The following is a 26,495-nucleotide window of genomic DNA, read 5'->3' on the forward strand; positions in this document are numbered from 1 at the left end:
AGAACCTAAAGTATGAATCAAGCCGACCTTCCCCGCTGGGCCAGCGCCTTTGCACTACCATTACTCAATTTGCTATCGGCACTTCTGGTCGCTGCAGGTGTCATTTATTTACTCGGTGAAAGTCCCATTGAGTCACTACAAATTCTGATCAATGCGGCAGTACTCGACCCCGAAGGTCTCGGTTATACCTTGTTTTATGCGGCAACATTTATATTTACCGGACTGTCAGTCTCTGTTGCGATGCAAGCTGGTTTATTCAATATCGGTACTGAAGGTCAAATGTATATTGGTGGCTTGGGGCTGACTTTAGTGATACTGATGCTGGATGCCCATTTACCCGGCTGGATATTAATACCGCTTGCGATTGCAGGCAGCGCCATCTTCGGTGCCGCGTGGGCATTTTTACCGGGCTACTTGCAGGCAAAGCGCGGTAGTCATGTCGTCGTGACGACAATTATGTTTAATTTCATCGCAGCCAATCTGATGAACTACCTGATCATTCTGCTAATTCCAGATGGTCAGCAAAATCCTGCGAGTCGTTTGTTTGCCAACAGTTCATGGTTACCAAAATTAAATGCACTGTTTCGTGTCCTGGGTGAAACACCGCTCAATATCAGCTTCATTATCGCTATTTTTGCCTTGGTTGTTTACGGCGTCGCCGTCTGGCGCACCACCTGGGGCTATCAATTGCGGGCAACTGGTCTGAATCAACATGCCGCGCATTATGCAGGTATCTCGATCAAAAAAACCATCGTTGTGACAATGATGATTTCTGGCGCATTGGCGGGTCTGGCGGCAGTTAATTCAGTGATGGGCTCAACCCATTACCTGAACCTGAACTTCCCTGCAGGTGCTGGTTTTATTGGGATTGCGATTGCTTTGATGGGTCGCCAACATCCGGTTGGCATATTTTTGTCGTCAATTTTATTCGGCGCATTAATACAGGGCGGCTTTGATCTCTCGTTGGAGAAACCCAATATTCCTCCAGAGACCTTTATATTTATTCAGGGTCTGATTATTTTGTTCTGCGGTGCGATGGAAAATTTGTATGCGCCAGCTTTGTCCGCGCTGTTAAAACGTAAGGAAAAATGATGTTTGATGATTTTCAATTTTCCAGCATTCTGGTCGCAACTATCCGCAATGCGCCAGTCTTGATATTTGCTGCCATGGCTGGTCTGTTTGCTGAACGCAGCGGCGTCGTCGATCTGGCATTGGAAGGCAAAATGTTAGCTGCTGCGTTCGTCTCCGCATCGGTAGCTTACACGACACAAAACCCGTGGCTTGGTGTACTGGCAGGTGTCGGTGTGTCAGTCGCGATTGCGATGTTGCAAGGTTTTGTCAGCATTACCCAAAAAGGCAATCAGTTAGTTGCGGGGATTGCCATCAATATTGCGTTGAGTGGTCTGACGTTCGTATTAGCACAATTCTTCTTTATGCAAGGTGGTCGCACACCTGATCTGGGTGAGGCACGTTTGTTCGATATTGTTTTACCTGGATCTGCTGCCATCACCGATGTTCCTTTTATCGGATGGTTTTACACAAAGCTGCTTGGTGGTCACAGTATCTTGGTTTATCTCGCATTTGGCTTGATTCCACTGGTCCACTGGGTGTTATATCACAGTCGTTTTGGATTACGTCTGCGTGCCGTTGGTGAAAATCCGCATGCAGCTGATGCTGCGGGTGTAAATGTCGAACGTACCCGTTTTATGGCGATGTTATGTGCAGGCGTACTTTGTTCATTTTCAGGTGCTTATTTGTCCATCGTACAAAGTGGATTTTTCCTGCGCGATATGTCGGCAGGTAACGGCTATCTGGCATTGACAGCATTGGTGTTTGGTAACTGGCGTCCGCTACAAACCGCATTGGGTTGCCTGATGTTTGGTTTCTTCACTGCCCTACAAGTACAAATCGAAGGTGTTGTATTTCCAGTCATCGGTAAAGTGCCGGGTTCGTTGATTCAAATGATACCTTACGTCGTAACGGTGATCGTGCTCGCTGGGCTGATGGCGAAATCAGTAGCGCCCAAAGCCATCGGTGTGCCATTTGTAAAATCACGATAAAAATACACGCAATAAGCGATCTCACGGACATCATAAATACCGTCAGATCTTTGTCAGGCAACGCGCAATTTTCGGCCTCCTTGAACCGGGTCAACCACAACAAATCGCTTCGCGTCTGGGTTCTGCCTAATGGCCAGCCGGAGTTATTTTTTGGAGAACATCCATGCAAACCAAACACAAAGTCATTTTTGATACCGACCCAGGTGTAGATGATGCAATGGCGCTGTACTTTGCACTTGCCCATCCGGACATCGATGTCGTTGGGATCACCACGACTTTTGGTAATGTCTACGTTGAGCAGGCAACCATCAACGCGCTGTATCTGACACGTATCGCTGGCCGCCATATCCCAGTAGCGCAAGGCGTGAACGTTCCATTGGCAAAAGCAGCAGGTACGCCACCTGACTTTATCCATGGCGCTGACGGTTTGGGCAATCTGCCTTCACGTATCGACGTCGGCGGCAAAGCAGAAGTTGAAAGCGCAGCGGAATTCATCGTCAAAATGGCACGCCAACATCCAGGTGAAATTACGCTCGTGGCAGTCGGCCCATTGGGCAATCTGGGCCTGGCATTGAAGATGGAACCACAACTGCCTAAGTTGTTGAAAAAAGTCGTCTTGATGGCGGGTGCCGTTGATGAACCAGGTAATGTTTCTCCGGTGGCGGAAGCTAACGTCTGGAACGATCCTGACGCTGCTGATCTGGTATTTACCGCTGGTTGGGACCTGACTATGGTTGGCCTGGATGTCACACACCGCGTAGTATTGCCTTCGACATTCTTTGCACGTCTGGCACAACATCACAAACACGTGGCAATGGATACCTTATCCCACGCTGTGAACTTCTACGCTAACTTCTACCAAAGCATTCGTCCAGATCTGGGCCATGCTTGCTATGGTCATGACGTCTTGGCGTTTGTCTGGTTAGTTGCTCCAGAAATTTTCGAAACCCAATCGGGTCGCGTACGCGTTGCTAAAGAAGGCATCGGCAATGGTCAGACCATGATGGCAAAACTGCCTATCCCGTATCCACAAGCAGGTTGGGAAGCCAGCAAACCCGAAACCCGCGTATGCATGAAAGTGGACGCTGAAGCCTGTTCCAAATTGATCGATGCAACCTTGAGCAGCGATTGGTTGCAAGCGCCTTTGAGCAACTAAGGAGCGATCATGCATATTCAACCAGTTGATTATCGTGATCCGGATGCTGCCAGAAAATTCACTGAAAGCCTGCATCAAACCGGCTTTGGTGTGTTGACCAACCATCCTTTGTCGCAAAATTTGCTCAACACCATTTATCAGGAATGGTATGAATTCTTCCAGACTGATGCGAAGAATCAATACACATTTGATGCTGAAAAAATGGATGGCTATTTTTCGCCAAAAATTTCTGAAACAGCCAAGGGCTTCGCGAAGCGTGACTTAAAAGAGTTTTACCACGTTTATCCATGGGGTCGCGTTCCATCGGAAGTATCGAATGCAGCACGCGAATACTATGTTGAAGGCTCTAAATTGGCCGCTGAGTTATTGCAATGGGTAGAAGATCATACCCCTGCAGAAATCAAAGCCAAGTATTCTATGCCTTTGTCAGACATGATTACGGACAGTGATCTGACTTTGTTACGCGTATTGCACTACCCACCATTACGCGGCGACGAAGAACCAGATGCGGTGCGTGCGGCAGCCCATGGCGACATCAATTTACTGACGGTTTTGCCAGCGGCGACTCAAGCCGGTTTGCAAGTGTTAGGCAAGGATGACGCATGGCATGACGTACCATGCGATTTTGGTATGTTGATCGTCAATATTGGCGACATGCTCGATGAAGCATCGCAAGGTTACTATCCTTCGACGATTCATCGTGTGCTCAATCCAACGGGCGAAGAAGCGAAAAAATCACGTATTTCTTTGCCGCTATTCTTGCATCCGCGTCCTGATGTTGTGCTTTCTGAGCGCCATACATCGGGTAGCTACCTGCAAGAACGTCTGCGCGAATTAGGCGTTAAAAAATAATACTCACGATTAGTGACGTTATAAAACAAAGGCATGCCGTTGAACGACATGCCTTTTTCACTGGAATAAAAAATGAATACTCAGGAATTGATCACCCAAGCAAACATTGCTCGTGAACGTGCATACGCGCCTTACTCAAAATTCAAAGTCGGCGCTGCAGTGCTGACCAACGACGGTAAAGTTTTTCATGGCTGTAACGTCGAAAACGCGTCATATGGCCTATGTAATTGTGCCGAACGCACCGCTTTGTTTAGCGCCGTTGCCGCAGGTTATCGCCCTGGAGATTTCGCCAAAATCGCCGTCACCGGCGACACCGAGGGCCCGATCGCACCTTGTGGTGCATGCCGTCAGGTGATCATCGAACTCGGTGGCCCTGAACTTGAAGTCGTGCTGACGAATGTTAAAGGTGATGTTAAAGAAACGACCGCTGGCGCGCAATTGCCGGATGCGTTTTATTTGAAGCCGGAATAAGTAGCGATAAATAGCGATGAATAGCTGTAAATAGCGGTAGCTTTGTACCCATGTCCCGCAAACGGGACATGGACCTTTATTCACACATCAATGTACCAGTGCAGTAAACGGCGGCACGTAAGCCAACAAGAACACAAACAAGCCAACCAACACCGCTAAAGCCAAGCTATGGAAGAACACGAAGCGCAGAATGCTGCTTTCATGCCCATACCAGCGCGTTGCAGTACTGGCAACCACAATACTTTGTGCATCTACCATTTTACCCATCACACCACCAGCACTGTTAGCAGAAGCCATCAGTATCGGATTCAAACCCAATTGTTCTGCTGTCGTTTTTTGCAAACCACCAAACAAAACGTTGGCTGCCGTATCAGAACCAGTCAAAGCAACACCCATCCAGCCCAATAAAGTACCGAAAATAGGATACAAGCTACCGGTATGCGCAAACGCAATTCCCAGTGTTGCATCGGTACCTGAATAACGTGTCAGATAACCCAGCGCCAACATCAGAACGATGGTCAATAAGGAATAACGCACTAACCAGATCGTGCGGAAATAGATTTTTATCAAATCCAGCAAACGATATTTCATCATCACACCGCTCAACAAACTGGCGATGAAAATACCGGTTCCTGTCGCAGATAACCAATTAAGGACGTAGACCGCTGGCTCTTTGTGTGGTGTGGTAACAACCGGCGCCACCTTTTGCACCATATTGTCCAGACCACTGAACGGGATTTTAAATATCGAAATCCCATCAACCCATTTTTTAAATTCTGGTACGCCCCAGATGAACACGAGAATAGTCAGAATGACCCATGGCATCCATGCCAACAAAAGCGCACGACGGTCGTGCTTTTTGAAAATCGCTGCAGCAGCATCCGCTTCGTGGCCATGCGGCTGTTCACTGGCAACGTCTGCTACACCGGAATCATCGGCATGACCTTTTAAAGATACAGAAGTCCACACCTTCGCCGGTTTCCAGACTTTGAGGAACAGGATCAGACTGACCATAGAAACAATCGCTGCGACCACGTCAACCAACCAAGGACCGTGATAGTTTGAAACCAGATACTGGGGAACAGCAAAACTTAAACCGGCGACCAGAATCGCTGGCCAGATTTGTAACATGCCACGGAAGCCGGCAAACGCCCATATCAGCCAAAATGGTACCAGCAAAGAAAACAGAGGCAAGATGCGGCCTATCATGCCTGACAATTGCATCAGATCAAGACCGGTTACAGCGGCCAGCGCGATGACTGGCGTCCCCAAGGCACCGTAAGCGACTGGTGCTGTATTGGCGATCAGACACAAACCAGATGCGGCAAGCGGGGAGAAGCCGAGACCGATCATAATCGCTGCAGTAACAGCAACCGGCGTACCAAAGCCAGCGGCGCCTTCAAAAAACGCACCAAAACAAAAAGCGATCAGCAGCAATTGTATGCGGCGGTCATCGGTGATGTTCGTGAGGCTATCTTGCAACACATTGAAGGAGCCATTTTCGATGGTCAGTTGGTGCAAGAAAATAATATTAAGAACGATCCAGCCAATCGGTAACAAGCCATATGCGGCACCAAAGCCTGCGGCATTCCATGCCAAACCTGCTGGCATCCCAAAACCCCAAATTGCGACTAAAAGTGCGCTAATTAAACCTAAGCCTGCGGCGTAATGCGCTTTCATGTGACCAAAAGCGATACAAGCTAACATCACGACGACGGGTATTGCCGCCATCAGCGCAGACATCCAAACATTCCCTAACGGGTCGTACACCTGACTCCAAACCATCCTAATCTCCTTTTTGTTTTATTCATGCAGCGAGCCTGCTTTTGCTCTCAGTTTTTGATGGTACGACAGGTCGATGCAAGAAAATCATCAATCAGGCATGAAATGAATTTCAGCAATCGTTGAATATTTTGAAGTTTTAATTAAAACACTATGCTATTCAAGTTAACGATGATAAAAAATTCTTTTTTGACAACTTAAGCTGGATTGAGCGCAATCTGAGACATGAACCCGGCACCGCGCGCGCGAAGGGACGCCAACTCAATATGAAATTTCACGCTAAGATACGGATGCACATCTTGCGAACAACGATGTCAATCTACCCTCATCCTCAACCATGCTGGAGAAATTAATGCTACACCGTGAAGAGTTTAATAGTATGACCGGACATTCTGATGAGTCTGAACCTATGAGTCGCCGTAATTTTATCCAGACTGCCATGGGAGTTGGTTTTGCAGCGGCGGCATTGCCTGTTGTCGCACAAACCATGATTAAAACAGACACAGCGGGCCTCGAAGATGGTCGGGTTAATTTAGAAGTCAGCGGCCAGCAAGTACCCATTTATTTTGCCAAACCACAAGGTAAATCGAACTTACCAGTCATTTTGGTCATTTCTGAAATTTTTGGTGTCCATGAACATATCGCCGATGTCGCTCGCCGCTTCGCTAAACTGGGTTACCTGGCAATTGCACCCGATTTGTTTATTCGCCAAGGTGATGTAAATCAATATCCATCGGTCGCAGAATTAATTCAGCATGTTATCTCTAAGGTGCCCGATGCTCAGGTGATGGGCGACCTCGACACGACAGTAGCGTGGGCAGGTAAAAATGGCGGTGATTTAACACGTCTTGGCATTACTGGATTCTGCTGGGGTGGTCGCATAACATGGATGTACTCAGCGCATAACCCGAACGTCAAAGCTGGTGCGGCCTGGTATGGTCGTCTGGTTGGCGCCCCTACGCCACTGTCACCTACCAATCCTATCGACATCGCCGCTGGTTTAAAAACGCCGATCCTAGGCTTATATGGCGCAAAAGATACTGGCATTCCTGTATCTACCGTCGAACAGATGAAGGACGCTTTAGCCAAAGGGCAAAGTCACTCGGAATTCAAAGTTTTTGAAAACTCCGGTCATGCATTTCACGCTGATTACCGTCCAAGCTATGTTGAAGCAGACGCGAAAGACGGTTGGGTACGCGCAGTTGCCTGGTTTAAAACACATGGCGTGGTGTAAGGTTTAGATCTGCACAATAAATGCCACCGGGATCTTTTTTGAAACAAGTTATCATTCAATGTCAGGTGGCCAGACCTAAATACAGAGCTGGATTTGCAGAATAGCCAGCTCTGTGTTTTAATTTGCAACCTTGTTGCAAATTATCCTGAGGTTTAAAATTCACTCCACCCTGATATCCATCTTAATTACCACCTCATTAGCTGGTTTATTAAGCATTACTGCTGCTGCGATCTTTTCATTTGCATTGCTGGCCAAAATGGTGGAGCGCATGGTCGCTTTGTCGGTCGGTATTATGCTATCGACGTCCTTATTACACGCACTGCCAGAAGCATTTGAATCCAAGGCGGATCCACACACTTTGTTCGCCTGTTTACTCGGCGGATTACTGGCATTTTTTCTGCTTGAAAAATTTGCCATATTGCGTCATTCACACCACCATGAAGGCGATGGTCATCATCACGAACATGGTCATGATGCAGATGAAGCAGGCAAAGCTGGCTGGATGATTTTACTCGGTGACGGGATGCATAATTTTACGGACGGTATTTTGATTGCCGCTGCATTTTTAGCCAATCCGCAATTAGGTTTCGTGACTGCCTTTGCGATTATCGCGCATGAAATTCCACAGGAGATCGGCGATTTTATTATTCTGCTCAATGCAGGTTTTAGTCGCACGCGCGCGTACATGTACAACCTCGCGTGCAGCATGATGGGCGTGCTCGGTGGCGTCCTCGGCTATTACACGTTAGAACACGCCAACGGCATGATTCCGTACGTGCTGGTGTGCGCATCCTCAGGATTTATTTATATTGCGGTCAGCGATTTGATGCCGCAAATGCAGCGTCGTACAACATTAAAAGAAACAATTCCACAAATTATTTTGGTCGCACTTGGCGTCGTCATCGTGCTGTTTGTGACACGACACCACTAATTCATTCATTTATTGATTCATTAATTGGATCACTAATTGGATCACTAATTGGATCGAAAAATGATCGAAAAATGATCAAAAAAAAGGGAACTCAAGTTCCCTTTTTTTTACCGTGCAACTGGGCGACTACTGTCCGAACACCATTCACTCCACGAGCCCGGATACAGCGCTGCACCCTTTAATCCGGCAACTTCTAACGCCAATAAATTGTGGCATGCAGTCACGCCGGAGCCGCATTGCATGATCGACTTCTCTGGATGCGTCAGTAAAGCAGACCATTCGATTTTTAACTGCGCGGCGTCTTTGAAGCGACCATCAGCCTGCAAATTGTCTTTAAAAAAGCGATTTAATGCGCCAGGTATGTGGCCACCAACGGGATCGATCGTTTCATTTTCACCGCGAAAGCGATCCGCTGCGCGAGCATCGACAACGGTCAACTCTGCGCTTGCAATATTGGCCAATACTCTGGCGACATCGACGTGCGACACCAAGGTCGTCTGCTCCGAAATGTCCCCTTTTCGTGCGTCAGGAACATCTGTTGTCAATGGAAAAGACTGTGCCTGCCATGCTGGCAAACCGCCATCTAAAACGGCGACGGCAGCATGGCCAACCCATCGCAACATCCACCACAAACGTGCGGCAAACATGCCCCCATGCGCATCATAAACAACGACTTGGGTGTCATTATTAATACCTAATTGACGCAAAGTTTGAATGAATTGCTGTTTTTCAGGCAGGGGATGACGTCCACGAAACACGCCATCAGCGCCCACTTTAGGTGCCGACAAGGATTGATCCAAATGGACGAATTGCGCGTGCGGAAGGTGTCCTGCTGCGTAAGCTAACGAGCCAGCATTGGACTCCATCAAATCATGTCGACAATCGAGAATCACCCACCGAGGATCTTGGACGTGGGCAGACAAATTGTGTGCGCTAATCAGCGTGGTGTAGGAAGATAAATGCGTCGGTAAAGGCATGGACAACTCCGCAATGTGTTGAATATTGAAAATCTTAGAAGCGGTGCAAATTCTGGCTCTCGCCGTGCAACGATCGCCGTGCAACTATTGCAGTCCAAAGCAATTTGGAAACACGCCATCATTTTAATCACAGGGACAATATCACATTGTGATAGTTGGGAGGTAGTCGACCGCAGTATCGACGAAAAAAAAAGCACGCTTTGATGAGTGCTTTTTTCGATTTTTGCCGGAAGGACACAAACTGCAGATACGCTCGACGATGCATTGCGCGGGTTGCCCCCGCGCCACAGGCAGTAACTTAAAATGACATGCGACGGCGATACCACTCGTGGAAATGTTGCATCCCATCTTCCATCGGTGATTGGTAAGGGCCAACTTCACTTTCACCACGTCCCAACAAAATTTTGCGGCCAGCATCCATACGTTGACCGATTTCATCATCTTCTATGCATGTCTCCATATAGGCTGCACGTTCCGCTTCGATAAACTCGCGTTCAAATAAAACGATTTCCTCCGGATAATAAAACTCGACAACATTCCGTGTTTTACCAGTTGACGTCGGCCATAAAGTAGAAACAACGAGCACGTGCGGATACCATTCAACCATGATATTCGGATACAGCGTCAGCCAAATCGCGCCGTATTTTGGCGGTTCACCATGACGGAACTGCAGTACCTGTTCTTGCCATTTACGGTACTTTTCAGAACCAGATTTCAGCAAACCGCTATTCACACCGACAGTTTGTACACTGTAATCTTCACCGAATTCCCAGCGCAAATCGTCGCATGTTACGAAGCTACCAAGCCCAGGGTGAAATGGTTCAACGTGATAATCTTCCAGATACACTTCGATGAAGGTTTTCCAGTTGTAATCACATTCGTGGACTTCGACATGATCGAGCATGTAACCCGTAAAATCGAGATCTTTGGTCACGCTAAGTTGCCCCATGCGTTCCATGACGTTATAGCCGTTTTGCTCAAACAGCAAACCATTCCAGTTTTGTAATGGCGTACGCTTTAAATTCAGGCACGGCGTGTCAGAGAAATGCGGTGCACCGATCAGTTCACCTTTGAGGTCATACGTCCAACGATGCAAAGGGCAAACGATATTATTGGTGTTACCACGGCCGTTAAACATCAGCGCCTGACGATGACGACAGACGTTAGACATCAACTCGATGCCGTGAGCGTTTCTCACGAGCATACGACCTTCATTTTCGGACTGTAAAGTCGCAAAATCACCCACGTTGGGTACCATCAGTTCATGACCGACGTAACGTGGACCAGCTTGGAACAAGTCCTTGATTTCACGTTGCAATAACGTTTCATCAAAATAGACATGCACCGGAAGTTGCGCGTCAGAACGCGCGAGTGTAGACAAAGAAGCCAGATCGGACATCCCCACCCCCCAAATTAATTTGCACCAACCTAAGAGAGAAAGAATCCACAAAAACCTGTTTTCGACTGGGGTTTCAATCCAGTCAAAAATTCAAACGATCAAACGACTTGAAGAGGAAATTTTGGACAGAACTGGTCATTATACCTGAATGTCTCAAATTTTGCCCGAATTTGCTTAACTTCCTGAGACAAATCAAGTCCTTAGCGCAGTTTGTACATCACCATGGTTCTTTTTTTGATTTGTGTCGCGGATAACACGCTCTGATTTTTTTAGTAAAAACCGTCTAATTCAATCGTGAATGCTATTGAAGCAGGCCAAATTTCAAGAATTGTCTATGAAATGATATTGATCATTATTTTCAAAGCGTTGCCTGAGTTCAATTGAATAACTTTTTGGCTATGCATTTATGTTGCATAGCAACTTGCCAGCGACTCCATCCAAAAACTACTCTCGACCTGGCTGAATTGAAAAACTAAAAAAAGCTAAGTTTGACTTCAGCCCCGCCCGGTTTCATTTAAAGCAAAATTTAAGAAAGAATTAAAATGAACAAAACACTGATGAAGAAGTTGTTTGCATTCTTAATCGCGTTGTCCCTGCTACCGGCACAGACATGGGCAGCAGGCTATACGGGTACAAAATATCCTATCGTGTTAGTACACGGCCTGTTTGGGTTCGATAACATCGGCCCCGTTGAATATTTTTATGGCATTCCTGCGGCATTGCGTGCTGATGGCTCCCAGGTTTTTGTCACGCAAGTGTCAGCCGCGAACAGCACGGAGGTTCGCGGTGAACAATTGTTAGCGGAAGTTCAGAGTATTTTAGCTGTCACAGGTGCCAGCAAAGTGAATCTAATCGGACATAGCCACGGCGGGCCTACAACTCGTTATGTCGCGTCAGTCCGCCCTGATTTGGTTGCCTCTGTTACTTCGATTGGCGGGGTGAACAAAGGCTCTAAATTTGCAGATTTTCTGCTTGGTGTTGCACCAGTAGGAAGCTACTCCAACGCCGTCGTCGTTTCTTTGAGTAATGGTTTGGCAAAACTGATCAGCTTTCTGTCAGGTCAGCCAAAGTTGCCACAAAATGCCCTGAATGCTGCCCAGTCGCTGAGCACTGCAGGCTCACTGAAATTTAATGTAGCCCACCCGGAAGGCATCCCGACAAGCGCATGTGGAGAAGGCGCGTATAACGTCCATGGCGTTGCGTATTATTCTTGGAGCGGCGCAAAACAAACAACGAACTTTTTTGATGTTTCTGATCCAGTTCTAGCGCTAACTTCCCTGGCGTTTAACGGTGAAAAAAATGACGGCTTAGTTGGTAGTTGCTCTTCGCATTTAGGTCAGGTAATTCGTGACGACTATGGCATGAATCACTTAGATGAAGTGAATCAAGTTATTGGTCTGGTTAACATCTTTGAAACCAATCCAGTCACTATTTATCGTCAACAAGCCAATCGCTTAAAAAATAGCGGGCTGTAATTCATCCTGAAAACTGTACCGGCGCGGCATCATTATGAATATAAAAATGAAACAATCTTTGTTGGCGGCGGCTTTCTTGAGCGCCGTTTTTTTTCTTTGGAAAATGGAGACTGGCAAGCAAGAACCAGCCGTACGTCTGACCGCCAACGATCACCAATTTTCATTTGTGCGTTCATTAGAAGGAACATCAATTGACGGAAATGTCTCGGAAAGCAATGATGGAAATTTACTCATCAGTGCGGAGCTGAAACGTCTTTTCGATTACTACTTGTCGGCAATGGGTGAGAAAAGTTTGCCTGAAATCAGAGCACAAATAGAGAAAATATTAGATCAAAAATTAAAGCCAAACGCAGCACAGCAGGCCAAACAATTACTCAACCGTTATATCGCGTACAAACAAGCACTGGTCAATCTGGAGACAGATACGTTACATGCCAATGCCAACGCAAATGTCGATGCCAATGACATGCTCACTGCAGTCAAAAATAAGTGGGATAGTATGCGCCATATCAGGTCGCAATTTTTCAGTGACAAAGAAATACAAGCGATGTTTGGATTCGATGATACCTATGATCAGGATGCATTAGCTCGCATGGCAATTAGTCAGGATAAAAACCTCAACGAAGCGCAAAAAAAAGAAAAACTTCAGGCATTAGATACCTCAATGTCTCCTGAACTGCGTGAAGCAAAAACTGCGCCGTATCAAGTAATCAGGCTCACAGAGCAATCCGAAAAAATGCGTCGGGAAGGTGCCAGTGACGATGAAATTTATCGCATGCGCGCTGCCGCAACCAGTCCGGAAGCAGCCAATCGCCTGGCGCAATTAGATCAGGAAACCAATGAGTGGAATAAGCGGATCAATCAATATCTGACACAACGCAAACAACTGGCCCTCGATCAGACGAATACAGATTCGAATGAGCAACAAAGCCAGAGACAGCAGCAATTGCAGCAGCAGCAATTGCAGCAGTTACGTAATCACTACTTTACAGCGCAAGAACAAGCACGCTTGGCTGCGTATGAGTGAAGTTACGCAGCGCAGCTAAAACAATAAAGGTCCTTCCTGTAGCGAAAGTGCAAACCGCCGATTGCAGCCATAATTCATTGCAGCGCGGACTGCGTCCGCCCGATTAGAAATCCAACTCCAGGTCAATAACGCGTTTGGATTTCACCGCAGCAGACAAAGCAATTTGTGCGTCACGGAAAACGGATCAAAATGTATCTTTGTCTGGGCGCTGCGACTACAGACCATCAATACCCTGTCAGCTTTTTCACGATGCCTCTTGCTGAAGTACCGAGCAACCGCGTCAAGATGTTAAGTATCGCCGCGTCAAGACCAACACGCCATATGACTTTATTGCCGTGAACAGCGTCCCAGACCGTTTTCGCAACTTGTTCGGGCTCAATTTTTACACCTAATTTCTGTATGGTGCTGGCTTTAAAAATGGCGTCATTGACCATGGGTGTATTCACATAGGGAGCAACAATTGCACTGACTTGAATATCCAAAGGTTCAAACTCAATATTGAGCGCTTCTGTTAAACCACGAACAAAAAATTTGCTCGCACTGTACACAGCATGGTCTGGCGTGCCGTATTCTGCTGATGTAGAAGACATGTTGACAATATGCGCTCCCGGTGTGTTTTTAAGCAACGGTAATGCCGCGTCGATGCAGTAGAGAACGCCTTTGATATTGACGTCGATCATCCTGTCGATGAGATAAGTATCAATCGATGGATGCGTTCCCATCTGGAGCAAACCAGCACAGTTAAACAGGCAATCGAGTCTGCCGTTGTTAACATGACTAGCAATCGCCATCAGCGCATTTGCGCCCTCCCGTGTTCTGACATCACCTTTAAAAGGCACAATCAAATCACCGAGCTCTGCCGCCAATTTATCGATGGCTGCTTCGTTGATATCGACCGCTATTACTTTCCAGCGATTACGGACAAAAAGTCGAACAGTTTGCAAGCCTATACCTGAACCAGCACCTGTAATGAGAATCGTTTTTGGGCTAGTCATAATGGCAAGTGTTGATGGGTGAATTGAACCAATGATCGTATGGCGTCCTTGCTTGATTTCAAATACAAAGTTTGCAAATGGAATACATGCCATCTTTCGAGGTAACATTCAAGATGGCACGCCACATTAAAATGCGTAGCTCTTGCTTCCAGTTGCAATGAATCGTTGAGCAATATTTCTTCTTGACCGACTTGAATCAGCATAGGCGGCAAGCCGGTTAAGTCAATTTTTAGCGGTGAAAATTCAGATATTTCTGGTGGATTAAACCAATTCAGCCCCTGTCCCAACCATTCGTATGAAATCATCGGATCACCTCGCCCGCCCAAAAATTGAGACTGACGAATTGCCAAGCCATCCGTCACTGGTGAAATCAACGCCATGCAGGCTGGGGGTGGCACTCCCATTTTTTTCAGGCGAATAGCGAGTGCCAACGCAAGGGAGCCGCCAGCAGAATCGCCAGCAATCACAATGTGTTGCGATGAATAACCTTGTCTCAACAATGCCTGATAGATCGATACGGCATCGTCCAGCGCAGCAGGATAAGGGTGTTCTGGTGCCAGGCGGTAATTTGGTACCCAAATTGGCATTCCACTTTCAAATGCAAGATGACTGCAAAGACTTCGATGGCTGAAATTACTTCCCAAACAAAAGGCGCCACCATGCAGAAACAGAATCACATTTTTTGAATCACTTTTCTTCGGACTTAGTACCTCAACCGATAATCCATTCACGTCCACACTCCGGCTCGCTATGCCACCACGCCCGGGCATCAACAATGCGAGCAGCTGAACCCAGCGCCGCTGCGCCTTTACACTTGTGCCAGGGCCAATCAATGTTTTGAATGTGAGTCTTAAAAAAAGACGAAGAAACGCTGCCAGAAATTTTTCTATACGCCCAGTTGGCGCATTAATTTGAACAATCAAGATACACCTCCAAGCTTATTCAATCCAACCGAGTAAAAACGGTATGCATCCAAACTTTTCGTTTTGGTGAGCCAACGGTAGCTTATCGTAAAACCAGGCCAATTGGTGCTGTTATACCCCTTCGCATCCACATACCAACTACTGCAGCCAGTCCATACCGTGTGAGAAAAATTCTTCTGTAGACGGGATGTGTAGTTTTCATATTCATCGTTCTTAATTTCGATGACCTTAGCGTCCTCTTTTTCCATCTTTTTCAAGCATCGCATCACGTGTGTAATTTGGCTTTCGATCATGAAAACGATCGAGTTATGACCGAGGTTCGTGTTCGGGCCATAAAGCATAAAAAAGTTGGGAAAATGCGGGACTGACATCCCAAGATAAGCGCGCGCGCCCTCTGACCATACGGTATTCAAATCGCGGCCGCCAACTCCCTTGATTGCCAACGGCGCCAGAAAATCGGTGGCGGCAAAACCTGTACCATAGATGATCAAGTCAACTTCATGCAATTTACCGTCGATGGTCTCGACACCTGTTGGCGTAATTTGTCGAATTTTTTCAGTAACGAGGTGTACGTTCGAACGATGAAATGTCGTAAAATAATTGCTTGAAAGCAGGATTCTTTTACATCCGATTTGGTAGTCGGGGCTCAGCTTTTGACGCAGTACAGGGTCAGTCAACTGCCTGTTAAGTAAGCGATGAAACGGTATCCCCACCGCAAATTTCATCAATCCTTTGAAGCGCGTGAAGGCGATGGCGCGCGACTCATATTGCAGGTAACAGGCGAGCCTCTGTAATTTCATCAGACTTGGAAAACGTTTAAACAGCTGCTTTTTCCATTCACTATTGGCACCATCTGGTCGTGGCATGATGTACGCTGGAGAACGCTGGAATACACGCATTTCTTTGACCTTGCCGGCAATGGCAGGAACAAACTGAATTGCCGATGCACCAGTCCCAATAACGGCTACCCGTTTACTACTCAGATCTATCGAATGATCCCAGTTTGCAGAATGAAATGTTGGTCCCAAAAAGTGATCTTTGCCTTCGATTTTCGGCAGCGCTGGCAGACTTAATTGTCCCATTGCCGTCACCAAAATCTGGCTATACATGATCTCGCCATTTTTGAGAAAAACCTGCCAGTGTTGTGCTGATTCGTCGTAGCTCGCTCCACACACTTCACAGTTAACCTTGATATGCGGTGCAAGCTGAAACGCCTTCGCACAATTTTGCAGATAAGTATAAATTTCGGACTGCGGGGCGAAGGTTCTGCTCCAATACGGATTAGGGAAAAACGAAAAAGAGTACAAATGTGAAGGGACATCACAAGCCGCGCCAGGATAAGTGTTTTCGCGCCAGACGCCACCAACATCGTGCCCTTTTTCAAGTATCACAAAATCGTCAATATTGAATTTCTTTAGTGCGACAGCCATTCCCAGACCAGCGAAGCCCGATCCAATGATGATGGCTTTTTTTACTACTTTGCTATTTTGTAAAACGCCTTTGTTGCTGTTGAGGGTGGAATTCATTGTGTGTTTTCCTGGTTGTCTCGTTTTATGCCAATCAAGTTTCAGGTTAACGCCTCATCTTGATCAGAACTTGTATATTTTTTGTTTTGGGTATTGTTGTATAGATCGGGCTATCTGCAAATGTTGATTTAGGTCAGATGCATTAGAATATAGGCCAAAGGTCCCATCGCCCGGAAAATTCCCTATGAACTTCTTAGACCTGACACGCAGCCCCGCCAGCATTGCGCTCTTGGTTCAATGTGGGAAAGATGAAGGGATTGATTCTGCCGACTTGCTACTGGGGTGTAAATTGTCTGATCAGCATCTGAACAATCCCAACATAGAAGTGTCAGCGGCGCAAGAAATTCGGGTAGCTCAGAATTTACTCCGGCTTAGTCAATCGAAGTCTCAGCTCGGCTTAAAGCTTGGTCAACGTTATAAACCGTCGGTATATGGGATGTGGGGATTTGGATTAATCAGCTCTGCCACAGTTGAGGATGCAATGCGTCACGCCATGCGCTTCCTGCCGCTCACCTTTATTTTTTCCACGATCAGGTTTCGTAATGATGGCGAATTGCTCCATTTACAATTTGATGAAGCAAATTTTAATGATGATTTAAAAAAATTCCTGTTACACAGAGATATGTCTGCGGCGTTTGTACTGCTGAAATCTATTATTGGTGAAGATTTTTCTCTGCAGCAAATGACACTCAGGCAAGCAGCCCATGAAGTAATGCACAAATCAGAATTTGAAAAACTCTTTGAAATAGTACCCTCGTTCGGGGCGCATTCAAATTCGCTGGTATTTTCTGCCCAAATAATAAAAAAGCCGCTACCGTTGGCGAATCCGACAGCAGCCAATATGTGCGATCAGTTATGTGCAGAACTGCTAGAGAAAAGACGTTCAAAACTAGGCACCACGGCTATTGTGAAGCAATATCTGGGGATGAATTTTTATCAAATACCCAGATTAAAGGAGATGGCGAATTTATTCAACACGAGTGAGCGGACTCTCAAACGCATGCTCGCTAGCGAAAATACGTCTTTTCGCCAACTCGTCAAAGAATTTCAATGCACTGAAGCAATTGACTACCTGACCAATAGTCATCTCAAAATTTCTGAAATTGCGACGCAGCTCGGGTTTAGCGACGCATCTAGTTTTTCCCAATCATTCAAGCGCTGGACTGGCATAGCACCGATCAACTTTAGAGAAGCGCTAGGTGACGAGCAAGCTGACGAGCAATGTGACGAGAATTTATAAGGCGGTTTTGCAAGGGGGTGCAAGCCGCCAATGCAGCGCGGATACGATCGCTCTATGGATTGCGCCCGTCCTACAAAACCGCTTCTGCAAGTCCACTACCAGCATCCGATAAATGATCAAGCGCATCATGCAAGGCGCGATCAATTACTTTATCCAATACCAATACTTTGACACGCTGTTCGCTAAACGCTTTTTCTAACTCGTTCGCAGCGATAGAAAAGCTTTTTTCTTTTTGGCTGGATGTAAAAATATACAAGCTACGCATAGGACTAACCCATGCCAGCCTGACTTTTAATGATTCGCCATTATCTTTTGAGAAATCGAGCCATATACCGCGCTCTAGTTGCATTACGGTCGTTATGTGCTCTTCGGCGATCGCTGGGGTTGAGCATTCTGCTAACGCGGCTTGCTCAGCAGCGGCGCGTTTTTCCAATCGTCGCTCTGTTGCCTTCTGGGCAGCTTCAACCGCTAGTTCAAGTTGGCGTTCAGGCGATAACTCAAGCGGCGCACGAACAATGGAGGCGTGACACTCCGCCAGATCCGCGAAAAATTGCACGCGGTCAACGGCTTCCCATTTAATCAGACTCAGCCATTTATTCAATCGTGCCAGGATAGTCGGTAAACGATTCAACAATTCCTGCCGTTCTTGCAATGTGATTTTTGGTTTGACGCTCCAGATCAAATCATCCATTGTTTGAATGGCGTCGGTCACCGCATGAGGTTTTTGATCTTGCACGGTATAGGCCAACGTCAGTACTTTAGTCCAGCGGTCTTCCAAAAAAGTTTCGATAAATGCGACAACTTCACCGCTACCAACCCGGATCGCCACATCATGAGTTGCAGTAATAGTAGCTTGCTTGATTTTTTCTTTTCTGATCGCTTTTTGTATCGGCACTTGCAAGGTTTGAGCGCTGGCTTGCTCCTGTTTATCAATGAAACTTTCGAGATCGTTGACGACCTCGTCAAACAACGACGTTTCGCGATCAAATTCTTGCGATACGCGTTGAACATTTTTTTGCATTGTCTGATAAAGCGGATCTTCAGATCCTTTATTTTTGTCCAGTGCCGGGCTATAGCGAGACAGTAAATCGATAAGCCGTCGGGCAGGATGCTGCTCTTGGAAGAAAAAATCTTTGTCGATTAATGCAGCTTTTAAGACCGGAATTTGCAGCAGTGAAATCAATTCTTTCACGGTCGCAGGAATATCCGGATTGCGAAATACATGATCAAAAACTTGCGCGAGCAAATCCAAGGTATGTTTTTCAACGCCGGTGCCAATGTTGCCGCTCAATTGTTCACGTATTTGCGACAACTTCACGATATCTTGTGCTTCAGCCACTAACTGTTTGAGCTTAAAATTCTTTTGAAAGTCTTCTAATTGCTTCATTAATGCAGCATTAAATGCATCTGCCGTCGCGTCTGCTGCGCTAGCCTGTGCTTCATGTGCTTCGTGAGATTGGCTTTCGGCATCCACTTGATGTGACGTGAGCCCTTTTCCTGACGCAATTAAACTGTCACGACCACTTGCGAGAAAGGCTTTTAATCTTTGTTGCGCTGCGTTTGCTGCGGTAGCTGCGGTAGCTACCTTACCCACTTTTTTATCTGTGCCAACGCGAGATGGATTTTCATTTTCTTTGTCGGTCAACCGTGTTTTGGCATGATTGCGTTGAATCCGATAAGATTCCTGGAGATCAGGCAGTACTTCTTTGCCGACTAACCATTGATTGAGTGCCACTAAAATGGGTTCAAAGTCGAACAGAATATCAGTCCGTAGCAAGGGTAAAATCAGTTCCCGGCTAGCCGTCTCGGGATCGAAAGCGCACCAAGCGACATACAATGCTCGCAAGAACACTTCAGGGCGAAACGGATTTTCGGCAATGCTTAAGGTATCTCGATGCAGCACGTGGGATAACCGCATATTCAATGCGGCGTATTCCTCGGCACAATCAAGTTCTATCGCACGACTAACGCGGCTGAGTGCCAGCTTTTGATCCATTTCTTCGTAGCTGACCAGACTGAAAGTACCGTCACTTTCATCATCGACATTTTTCAGAGCACCTTCATGCAGTAGAGATTCCACTTCTTGCCGGAAGGTTTTTTCAAATTCAACTGTGGCTATGTGATAAAACGCATAAACGTTTTTCTTCAACAACTGTCCGGCATTAAAGCTAAGGTTGGCGGCACGTGAGTCGATGGTTTGTTCAGAAAATGCCAGCAACGCATTAGCCAGACGTGCCGAAAAGGCGTCGACCTGAGCAATCGTCAGATGACTCACCAGAGGCATTAAGCCACGCACCAGCTCTGGACGCAGCTTGGGCTTAGCGGCCAGTTCGGAAGGCGGATGGTTAGAATGACTCATAGTAGAAACGATGCGGAAAATCCGGCCTGATTAAAAATAACAATCACATCAAAAAGTGGCGTTCTCGATAATTGCCAGGTCCCATACTTTTCAATAAGTGGTAACACGGTTGATGATGTGCTGCCAAAGTAAGTAAAAAACAGCTATAAAAAAACCGCTATTAGTCTTAGACAGGAGGAATAACAAGCAATTATCAAAAAATTAATAAGCTATTAAACTGACGATGTTACACGTCCTGAAATAGGTATTACTGTGCTGAAACTATATACTTTTAATTTCCACATGGAAATGTTCGAATCACAATTTTGTGACTTTTTTCAATATTTACTTTGTGGATGATCATCATTTTCATGTCAACCACCTAGCAAAACTTGCTTCAAGAAGAATATTTATGTTGTTTTGAAATTATTATTTGTACAACAATGACAATTTAACGCCAAGTTGAGTGGATTGCTCTAAAATAGAGGGTTAAACTTTTTCGTGTAATTGTGCACAATAAATACGCACTATTTGTAACTAAACATTTTATGCCTAAAAAAAATTCCAGTGCCACTTTGCCAGACGACGCCGCTGCCCCAAGCTCTTTTGAGTCGGCAATGGAGGAACTGAGTGTGCTCGTAGCACAAATGGAAGCTGGTGATTTGCCACTAGAAAAATCCGTGATCGCTTACCAGCGTGGTTCAGAATTAATAAAATATTGCGCGAATCAACTTAATAAAGTTGAACAGCAGGTTAAAGTACTAGAGGCAGGAATGCTCAAACCCTTCAATGTTGATAATGATGAGGATCTTGCATGAGCATGGATTTTCGCACCTGGATGAAAGCGACGCAGGATTTGTGCGAACAAGCACTTTCAGAATTTATCCCCACATCCAGCACCGTTCCACAACGTCTTCACGAAGCCATGCGTTACGCCGCCTTAGACGGCGGAAAACGTGTACGCCCTTTATTGGTCTTCGCTGCTGGTCGTCTTTTTAACGCGCCAGAAGAATTACTACGTCGCGCAGCAGCAGCTGTCGAAATGATTCATGCTTACTCTTTAGTACACGATGACATGCCTTGCATGGACGATGATGCGTTGCGCCGTGGAAAACCAACCGTGCATGTTAAGTATGATGAAGCAAGTGCGCTATTGGTTGGCGATGCCTTACAAGCGCAAGCATTCATTGTCTTGTCAGAAGGCGCTGGTGATGCCTCGACCAAGTTGGCGATGGTACGAGTACTCGCTCAAGCATCCGGTTCCCTGGGGATGTGTGGCGGTCAGGCGATCGACCTTGCCAGCGTTGGTCTGGCACTCAACCGCGCAGAGTTAGAGCAGATGCATCGTTTGAAAACCGGGGCATTATTACGTGCGGCCGTATTACTCGGTGCGATGAGTGGAAAGACCCTCAGCACCAGCGAAATTGAAGCACTTGATGTGTATTCAGCCGCGATCGGTCTTGCATTTCAGGTGGTCGATGACATTCTCGATGCCACTGCAGATTCGGCAACACTAGGTAAAACAGCTGGCAAGGATGCCGCTGACAACAAACCGACTTACGTCAGTCTGCTGGGATTGGACGCGTCGAAAGAATTAGCAATACAACTTTGTAAAGACGCCCACGGGGCTTTACTGCCATTTGGACCACAAGCACAATATTTGCATGATCTCGCAGATCTGATCGTGCAAAGACAAGCATAACTAGCAGACTCCTATGACGAATCTACTTCAACAAATCAATTCTCCGGCAGACCTGCGTCATCTGACACGTCAGCAATTGCATTCGTACGCGTCTGAACTGCGCCAGTATGTGCTCGAGTCAGTCTCCAAAACTGGCGGTCATTTATCATCGAACTTAGGCACTGTCGAGCTGACGATCGCCCTGCACTACGTCTACAACACCCCTGAAGACCGGGTCGTATGGGATGTTGGGCATCAGACATATCCACATAAAATTGTCACTGGCCGGCGCGACATGATGCATACGTTGCGTCAGTTTGATGGTATTTCAGGTTTTCCGCGTCGTGCAGAAAGTGAGTACGATACGTTTGGCACCGCCCATTCATCAACGTCGATTTCTGCGGCGTTAGGCATGGCTTTGGCAGCTCGCACCAAGGGCGAAGATCGTCATTCAGTCGCGGTGATTGGCGACGGCTCAATGACAGCTGGGATGGCCTTTGAGGCGCTTAACAATGCCGGTGTTTATGATGATATCAATATGCTGGTCATCTTGAACGACAACGATATGTCGATCTCACCGCCGGTTGGCGCGTTAAATCGTTACCTGGCACGTTTAATGTCCGGTAAATTTTATGCCGCAGCACGTAATGTCGGTAAATCAGTTTTACCTTCACCGATGCTGGAATTAGCAAAGCGCTTTGAAGAACACGCAAAAGGCATGTTGGTTCCAGCCACTATGTTTGAAGAATTTGGTTTCAATTATATTGGCCCGATTGACGGTCACGATCTGGAATCACTCATCCCTACCCTACAAAATATTCGCAATTTGAAGGGGCCGCAATTTTTACACGTGGTAACAAAAAAAGGTCAGGGCTATAAATTGGCGGAAGCGGATCCCGTGCTGTATCACGGCCCTGGTAAATTCAATCCTGCCGAAGGCATCAAGCCAAGCACCTCATCCAAACTGACCTATACGCAGGTGTTCGGTCAATGGCTGTGCGATATGGCGGCAACTGATGAGAAATTAATCGGCATCACGCCTGCCATGCGTGAAGGCTCGGGAATGGTGGAATTTGAAAAACAATTCCCGAAACGCTATTTTGACGTTGGCATTGCAGAGCAACACGCTGTCACGTTTGCAGCAGGGATGGCATGCGAAGGTTTAAAACCTGTCGTTGCTATTTATTCCACATTTTTGCAGCGTGCCTATGACCAATTGATTCATGATGTTGCCTTGCAAAACCTCGACGTAACGTTTGCCCTCGATCGCGCTGGTCTGGTCGGTGCCGACGGCGCAACACATGCTGGCAATTATGACATGGCCTTTTTGCGCTGCATCCCGAATATGGTGGTCATGGCTGCCTCCGATGAAAACGAATGCCGTCAAATGCTGAGTACTGGCTATCACTATCCTGGTCCGGCAGCCATTCGCTATCCACGAGGCGCTGGCATTGGCGCTAGCGTCGACACGGCACTGACAGTGTTGCCTTTCGGAAAAGGAGAAATCAAGCGTCAAGGGCAAAAAGTAGCAATTTTGGCGTTTGGGTCTATGGTTCACCCAGCCATTGCAGCGGCAGAGACACTGAATGCAACCGTTGCCAACATGCGCTTCGTCAAACCTTTAGATGCTGAATTAGTGAAATCACTTGCAGCATCGCACGATGTTCTGGTCACCGTGGAAGAAGGCTGTACGATGGGCGGTGCTGGCTCTGCCGTTGCTGAGGCCTTGTCTGAAGCCGGCATTCAAATACCGACTTTAATTTTAGGCTTACCTGATAAGTTTATCGATCACGGTGACGTTCATCTGCTGCTAAGCCAATGTGGTCTGGATGCCAAGGGAATCGAAGCTTCTATACGTGAACGTTTTGCTCACTTATTCACATCGGCGCCAAAACTGGCTGCAAATGCCTGATCAATCAGTCATCGTCAATATCGCTGTAACAAAAATGGCTACCCAGGTAGCCATTTTTTTCATTCTATGGACATCTCTATCCAGTGCTTGAGGTGAAATATACTACCCATAGTATATTTAAATATCTCCACCATATCAATGACAATACGTCTATTTGGCGAGATACCCCCCCTTTTTTACAAAAATCAGAGCGCGCTCCATTCGCGTTGACTTTGCTCCGAATAACTCACGGGAGCGCCTTGAATATCGTCGAATGTAACAATTTCATAGGCATCCGGTTGCGCCAGTAGAACGCGCAATAATTGATTATTTAAGCCATGTCCCGATTTGTGGGCGGTATAGCTGGCTAAAAATGGGTGTCCGATCAGATAGAGATCACCAATCGCGTCCAGTATTTTATGGCGGACAAACTCATCATCAAACCGTAAACCGTCTGCATTCAGAATCCGGTATTCATCCATTACGATCGCATTTTCCATCGAACCGCCACGCGCCAGACCAATGCCACGCAACATCTCTACGTCTTGCATAAACCCAAAAGTGCGTGCCCTGGCAACATCTTTAACAAAGGAAACTTTCTCAAAATCTACTTCTGCCGTTTGCACTGTACCGTCGACCGCTGGATGATTGAATTCAATGAAAAAATGGAGTTTAAAGCCATCGTAAGGCTCCAGCCTTGCCCACTTTTCTGTTTTTCCAGTGCCTTCACGAATTTCTACCGGTTTCAACACACGGATGAATTTCTTGGCTGCCGACTGCTCTTGCAAGCCAGCTTGTTGCAAAAGATAAACGAAAGAAGATGCCGAACCATCCATGATAGGAATCTCTTCGGCACTGACGTCAATATATAAATTATCAATCCCCAGGCCAGCACACGCAGACAGCAGATGCTCAACGGTGGAAACACGTTGGCCATTGTTTGACAAAGTAGAGGCCATGCGGGTATCACCCACGCTCATTGCGTCTGCAGGAAACACCAGAGGAGGTTCAAGATCGGTCCGCGTGAAGACGATGCCCGTATCGACCGGCGCAGGCCGTAATACCAGTTCGACCTTGGTACCAGAATGTAAGCCGACACCGACGGTTTTGACCAGTTGTTTAATTGTTGTTTGCTTTAACATCCGCTTATTATAGCAATTCATGCACCAGCCGATGTAACACACTGCAAAATGGCCATAATCACATGGCGCTTTTTCCCATTGAAAATTGACCCGCTCAGATCGCCGATCTTGATCAATTCGGCCGGCTAAGCCAACAACTTAATCAACAACACCACTTCGCCGCGCTGCATGTTTTTGGCTGAAATAGATCCCCATTTGGGCATTTATTCTGGCAAGCCAAATTCAACTAAAACGACTATATCCATTTAGTTGCCTGTATGAATGACCTCATGATTGGCTATATCACAGCAAGTGTTACCGACGTCTTGAATAACCCATTTATGTTCGCGACGACAATATGTCGTGTAGGCACCATTGTTGTTGATCAAAACTATCCACGTTCAGGGATAGGAAAGACATTGATGGAAGCTGAGATCGCGTGGGGCGCTGAGCAGGGAAAAAATGATGTCAGGTTAGAGGTATTTGATTTCAATAAGAATGCGTTAGATTTTTACGAATAACCAGGTTTCGTGCCGCAGTCGCATATCATGCAAAAAAACATAGCAAACAAATAGTGACGTAATAATATTAAAATAATATCGAAATAAGATCAAAATAGGATCAAAATAAGATCAAAATAAGATCGATCTAAAAACAAAAAATGGGCGTAAAAAAAAACAGTGCTCGCCACAGCAAGCACTGTTTCTGATGAACAAACCTTAAGCGAGTTGCGCTAACAAAGTTTCTGCATTGGACACTTCAAATTTGCCGCCTTCTTCGATGTTCAATTGTTTAACGATGCCGTCAACAGCTAACAAAGAATAACGTTGGGAACGTGTGCCCATGCCAAATTTACTGAAATCAGCGGACAAACCCAAGGCTTTGCTAAAATCAGCATTGCCATCAGCCATCATACGGACGATGCCTGTCGCTTTTTGGTCGCGACCCCATGCACCCATTACAAACGCATCATTCACTGAAATACACCAAATTTCGTCAACGCCTTTTGCTTTTAATTCTGCTGCATGGGCGATATAGCCAGGAACGTGTTTCGCGGAACATGTCGGCGTGTATGCGCCCGGCAAGCCGAAGATCGCAATGGTTTTACCTTTGACTAAGTCTGCAACCTGAAAAGTGTTTGGTCCTATACTACAGCCCTCACCTTCTACTTCAATAAATTCTGCCAGGCTGCCTGCTGGTAAATGCTCGCCGATTTGTATGCTCATCGTCATTCCTTTCATTTAATTCAAAATAGTCTGCCTGCACAAAGTGCTGGCACTGATCGGCGCGGTCAATAGGTCAAATGACAAATATCCGCGCACGCCGGAAGTATGCCCTACTAAAATAAAACTTGCAGAAACCCTGACAAATTTCCTTCCCTAACAGGCGCACTTGGGCAATGTTGCATTAATAGCT

The 26,495-nt window shown here is 46.5% G+C and carries 23 protein-coding genes; 14 read left to right on the forward strand and 9 right to left on the reverse strand.

Annotated elements, in window-relative coordinates:
• Positions 1-12: 12 nt before the first annotated feature.
• The 5 genes from ACO0K1_RS05360 (at position 13) to ACO0K1_RS05380 (ending at position 4,539) form a co-directional block, all read left to right on the forward strand.
• Positions 13-1,092 carry an ABC transporter permease gene (locus ACO0K1_RS05360; RefSeq protein WP_423023466.1) on the forward strand — a complete coding sequence of 360 codons (1,080 nt, stop codon included), beginning with the start codon at positions 13-15 and terminating at the stop codon, positions 1,090-1,092.
• Positions 1,089-2,060: an ABC transporter permease gene (locus ACO0K1_RS05365; RefSeq protein WP_423023468.1), complete on the forward strand. Its 972-nt coding sequence runs from the start codon at positions 1,089-1,091 to the stop codon at positions 2,058-2,060. The genes ACO0K1_RS05360 and ACO0K1_RS05365 overlap by 4 nt, the downstream gene beginning before the upstream one ends.
• 163 nt (positions 2,061-2,223) lie before the next feature.
• Positions 2,224-3,216 carry a nucleoside hydrolase gene (locus ACO0K1_RS05370; RefSeq protein WP_423023470.1) on the forward strand — a complete coding sequence of 331 codons (993 nt, stop codon included), beginning with the start codon at positions 2,224-2,226 and terminating at the stop codon, positions 3,214-3,216.
• Between the two features lie 9 nt (positions 3,217-3,225).
• Positions 3,226-4,068, forward strand: coding sequence for an isopenicillin N synthase family oxygenase (locus ACO0K1_RS05375; protein WP_186911027.1), 843 nt, complete (start codon positions 3,226-3,228; stop codon positions 4,066-4,068).
• A 72-nt stretch (positions 4,069-4,140) separates the two neighbouring features.
• Complete coding sequence (locus tag ACO0K1_RS05380; protein WP_423023472.1) at positions 4,141-4,539, forward strand: cytidine deaminase; 399 nt, start codon at positions 4,141-4,143, stop codon at positions 4,537-4,539.
• A gap of 87 nt (positions 4,540-4,626) precedes the next feature.
• On the opposite strand, the gene ACO0K1_RS05385 is transcribed toward ACO0K1_RS05380, so the two are convergent.
• Positions 4,627-6,324: an L-lactate permease gene (locus ACO0K1_RS05385; protein ID WP_423023474.1), complete on the reverse strand. Its 1,698-nt coding sequence runs from the start codon at positions 6,322-6,324 to the stop codon at positions 4,627-4,629.
• Between the two features lie 349 nt (positions 6,325-6,673).
• On the opposite strand from ACO0K1_RS05385, the gene ACO0K1_RS05390 reads away from it, so the two are divergent.
• Both ACO0K1_RS05390 and ACO0K1_RS05395 read left to right on the forward strand, forming a co-directional pair.
• Entirely contained in the window at positions 6,674-7,555 is an 882-nt protein-coding gene (locus tag ACO0K1_RS05390; RefSeq protein ID WP_423023476.1) for a dienelactone hydrolase family protein, read from the forward strand.
• Between the two features lie 178 nt (positions 7,556-7,733).
• The gene (locus ACO0K1_RS05395; protein WP_423023594.1) at positions 7,734-8,486 is read left to right on the forward strand and encodes a ZIP family metal transporter; all 753 of its coding nucleotides are present in this window, start codon (positions 7,734-7,736) and stop codon (positions 8,484-8,486) included.
• Positions 8,487-8,593: 107 nt separating this feature from the next.
• On the opposite strand, the gene ACO0K1_RS05400 is transcribed toward ACO0K1_RS05395, so the two are convergent.
• Complete coding sequence (locus ACO0K1_RS05400) at positions 8,594-9,463, reverse strand: sulfurtransferase (protein ID WP_423023478.1); 870 nt, start codon at positions 9,461-9,463, stop codon at positions 8,594-8,596.
• Positions 9,464-9,761: 298 nt separating this feature from the next.
• Positions 9,762-10,862 (reverse strand): aromatic ring-hydroxylating oxygenase subunit alpha, encoded by a 1,101-nt coding sequence (locus tag ACO0K1_RS05405; protein WP_423023480.1) that lies wholly within the window; start codon positions 10,860-10,862, stop codon positions 9,762-9,764.
• Positions 10,863-11,404: 542 nt separating this feature from the next.
• Between ACO0K1_RS05405 and ACO0K1_RS05410 the strand changes: the two genes are divergently transcribed.
• The gene (locus tag ACO0K1_RS05410; RefSeq protein ID WP_423023482.1) at positions 11,405-12,337 is read left to right on the forward strand and encodes a lipase family alpha/beta hydrolase; all 933 of its coding nucleotides are present in this window, start codon (positions 11,405-11,407) and stop codon (positions 12,335-12,337) included.
• A 46-nt stretch (positions 12,338-12,383) separates the two neighbouring features.
• A complete protein-coding gene (locus ACO0K1_RS05415) occupies positions 12,384-13,364 on the forward strand; it encodes a lipase secretion chaperone (protein ID WP_423023484.1) in 981 nt (326 codons plus the stop codon).
• 224 nt (positions 13,365-13,588) lie between these two features.
• Here ACO0K1_RS05415 and ACO0K1_RS05420 read toward each other — a convergent pair whose 3' ends face one another.
• From ACO0K1_RS05420 to ACO0K1_RS05430, 3 genes are read right to left on the reverse strand one after another with little or no spacing between them, the layout of a single operon-like run.
• Entirely contained in the window at positions 13,589-14,359 is a 771-nt protein-coding gene (locus ACO0K1_RS05420; protein WP_423023486.1) for an SDR family NAD(P)-dependent oxidoreductase, read from the reverse strand.
• A complete protein-coding gene (locus ACO0K1_RS05425; RefSeq protein ID WP_423023488.1) occupies positions 14,356-15,282 on the reverse strand; it encodes an alpha/beta hydrolase in 927 nt (308 codons plus the stop codon). Before ACO0K1_RS05425 ends, ACO0K1_RS05420 begins: the two co-directional genes overlap by 4 nt.
• Entirely contained in the window at positions 15,279-16,808 is a 1,530-nt protein-coding gene (locus ACO0K1_RS05430) for a flavin-containing monooxygenase (protein WP_423023490.1), read from the reverse strand. The genes ACO0K1_RS05425 and ACO0K1_RS05430 overlap by 4 nt, the downstream gene beginning before the upstream one ends.
• A gap of 184 nt (positions 16,809-16,992) precedes the next feature.
• On the opposite strand from ACO0K1_RS05430, the gene ACO0K1_RS05435 reads away from it, so the two are divergent.
• Entirely contained in the window at positions 16,993-18,048 is a 1,056-nt protein-coding gene (locus tag ACO0K1_RS05435; RefSeq protein WP_423023492.1) for an AraC family transcriptional regulator, read from the forward strand.
• Positions 18,049-18,118: 70 nt separating this feature from the next.
• Here ACO0K1_RS05435 and ACO0K1_RS05440 read toward each other — a convergent pair whose 3' ends face one another.
• Positions 18,119-20,407: a DUF1631 family protein gene (locus ACO0K1_RS05440; RefSeq protein ID WP_423023494.1), complete on the reverse strand. Its 2,289-nt coding sequence runs from the start codon at positions 20,405-20,407 to the stop codon at positions 18,119-18,121.
• A 527-nt stretch (positions 20,408-20,934) separates the two neighbouring features.
• Here ACO0K1_RS05440 and ACO0K1_RS05445 point away from each other — a divergent pair.
• The 3 genes from ACO0K1_RS05445 to dxs are packed head-to-tail and all read left to right on the forward strand — an operon-like array spanning position 20,935 to position 23,979.
• Complete coding sequence (locus ACO0K1_RS05445; RefSeq protein WP_423023496.1) at positions 20,935-21,204, forward strand: exodeoxyribonuclease VII small subunit; 270 nt, start codon at positions 20,935-20,937, stop codon at positions 21,202-21,204.
• Positions 21,201-22,088 carry a polyprenyl synthetase family protein gene (locus tag ACO0K1_RS05450; protein WP_423023498.1) on the forward strand — a complete coding sequence of 296 codons (888 nt, stop codon included), beginning with the start codon at positions 21,201-21,203 and terminating at the stop codon, positions 22,086-22,088. Before ACO0K1_RS05445 ends, ACO0K1_RS05450 begins: the two co-directional genes overlap by 4 nt.
• Positions 22,089-22,101: 13 nt before the next feature.
• Positions 22,102-23,979, forward strand: a complete 1,878-nt coding sequence (dxs, locus tag ACO0K1_RS05455) for a 1-deoxy-D-xylulose-5-phosphate synthase (RefSeq protein WP_423023500.1) — start codon at positions 22,102-22,104, stop codon at positions 23,977-23,979.
• 185 nt (positions 23,980-24,164) lie between these two features.
• On the opposite strand, the gene lpxC is transcribed toward dxs, so the two are convergent.
• Positions 24,165-25,100: a UDP-3-O-acyl-N-acetylglucosamine deacetylase gene (gene lpxC, locus ACO0K1_RS05460; protein WP_423023596.1), complete on the reverse strand. Its 936-nt coding sequence runs from the start codon at positions 25,098-25,100 to the stop codon at positions 24,165-24,167.
• A gap of 239 nt (positions 25,101-25,339) precedes the next feature.
• Here lpxC and ACO0K1_RS05465 point away from each other — a divergent pair, with 239 nt between their 5' ends.
• On the forward strand, positions 25,340-25,600 hold the full coding sequence (locus ACO0K1_RS05465; protein ID WP_423023598.1) for a GNAT family N-acetyltransferase: 261 nt from the start codon (positions 25,340-25,342) through the stop codon (positions 25,598-25,600).
• A 198-nt stretch (positions 25,601-25,798) separates the two neighbouring features.
• Here the strand turns inward: ACO0K1_RS05465 and ACO0K1_RS05470 are convergent, their stop codons facing one another.
• Positions 25,799-26,305 carry a peroxiredoxin gene (locus tag ACO0K1_RS05470; protein ID WP_423023502.1) on the reverse strand — a complete coding sequence of 169 codons (507 nt, stop codon included), beginning with the start codon at positions 26,303-26,305 and terminating at the stop codon, positions 25,799-25,801.
• Positions 26,306-26,495: the final 190 nt, after the last annotated feature.

It is taken from the genome of Undibacterium sp. SXout20W, assembly GCF_049340285.1.
GTDB lineage: Bacteria > Pseudomonadota > Gammaproteobacteria > Burkholderiales > Burkholderiaceae_D > Undibacterium.

Coding starts and splice junctions, on each gene's coding strand:
- ACO0K1_RS05430 (WP_423023490.1), bottom strand. CDS start 16,808: ATGAATTCCACCCTCAACAGCAACAAAGGCGTTTTACAAAATAGCAAA.
- ACO0K1_RS05440 (WP_423023494.1), bottom strand. CDS start 20,407: ATGAGTCATTCTAACCATCCGCCTTCCGAACTGGCCGCTAAGCCCAAG.
- ACO0K1_RS05360 (WP_423023466.1), top strand. CDS start 13: ATGAATCAAGCCGACCTTCCCCGCTGGGCCAGCGCCTTTGCACTACCA.
- lpxC (WP_423023596.1), bottom strand. CDS start 25,100: ATGTTAAAGCAAACAACAATTAAACAACTGGTCAAAACCGTCGGTGTC.
- ACO0K1_RS05450 (WP_423023498.1), top strand. CDS start 21,201: ATGAGCATGGATTTTCGCACCTGGATGAAAGCGACGCAGGATTTGTGC.
- ACO0K1_RS05420 (WP_423023486.1), bottom strand. CDS start 14,359: ATGACTAGCCCAAAAACGATTCTCATTACAGGTGCTGGTTCAGGTATA.
- ACO0K1_RS05445 (WP_423023496.1), top strand. CDS start 20,935: ATGCCTAAAAAAAATTCCAGTGCCACTTTGCCAGACGACGCCGCTGCC.
- ACO0K1_RS05405 (WP_423023480.1), bottom strand. CDS start 10,862: ATGTCCGATCTGGCTTCTTTGTCTACACTCGCGCGTTCTGACGCGCAA.
- ACO0K1_RS05410 (WP_423023482.1), top strand. CDS start 11,405: ATGAACAAAACACTGATGAAGAAGTTGTTTGCATTCTTAATCGCGTTG.
- ACO0K1_RS05470 (WP_423023502.1), bottom strand. CDS start 26,305: ATGAGCATACAAATCGGCGAGCATTTACCAGCAGGCAGCCTGGCAGAA.
- ACO0K1_RS05370 (WP_423023470.1), top strand. CDS start 2,224: ATGCAAACCAAACACAAAGTCATTTTTGATACCGACCCAGGTGTAGAT.
- ACO0K1_RS05415 (WP_423023484.1), top strand. CDS start 12,384: ATGAAACAATCTTTGTTGGCGGCGGCTTTCTTGAGCGCCGTTTTTTTT.
- ACO0K1_RS05435 (WP_423023492.1), top strand. CDS start 16,993: ATGAACTTCTTAGACCTGACACGCAGCCCCGCCAGCATTGCGCTCTTG.
- ACO0K1_RS05365 (WP_423023468.1), top strand. CDS start 1,089: ATGATGTTTGATGATTTTCAATTTTCCAGCATTCTGGTCGCAACTATC.
- dxs (WP_423023500.1), top strand. CDS start 22,102: ATGACGAATCTACTTCAACAAATCAATTCTCCGGCAGACCTGCGTCAT.
- ACO0K1_RS05380 (WP_423023472.1), top strand. CDS start 4,141: ATGAATACTCAGGAATTGATCACCCAAGCAAACATTGCTCGTGAACGT.
- ACO0K1_RS05375 (WP_186911027.1), top strand. CDS start 3,226: ATGCATATTCAACCAGTTGATTATCGTGATCCGGATGCTGCCAGAAAA.
- ACO0K1_RS05385 (WP_423023474.1), bottom strand. CDS start 6,324: ATGGTTTGGAGTCAGGTGTACGACCCGTTAGGGAATGTTTGGATGTCT.
- ACO0K1_RS05400 (WP_423023478.1), bottom strand. CDS start 9,463: ATGCCTTTACCGACGCATTTATCTTCCTACACCACGCTGATTAGCGCA.
- ACO0K1_RS05390 (WP_423023476.1), top strand. CDS start 6,674: ATGCTACACCGTGAAGAGTTTAATAGTATGACCGGACATTCTGATGAG.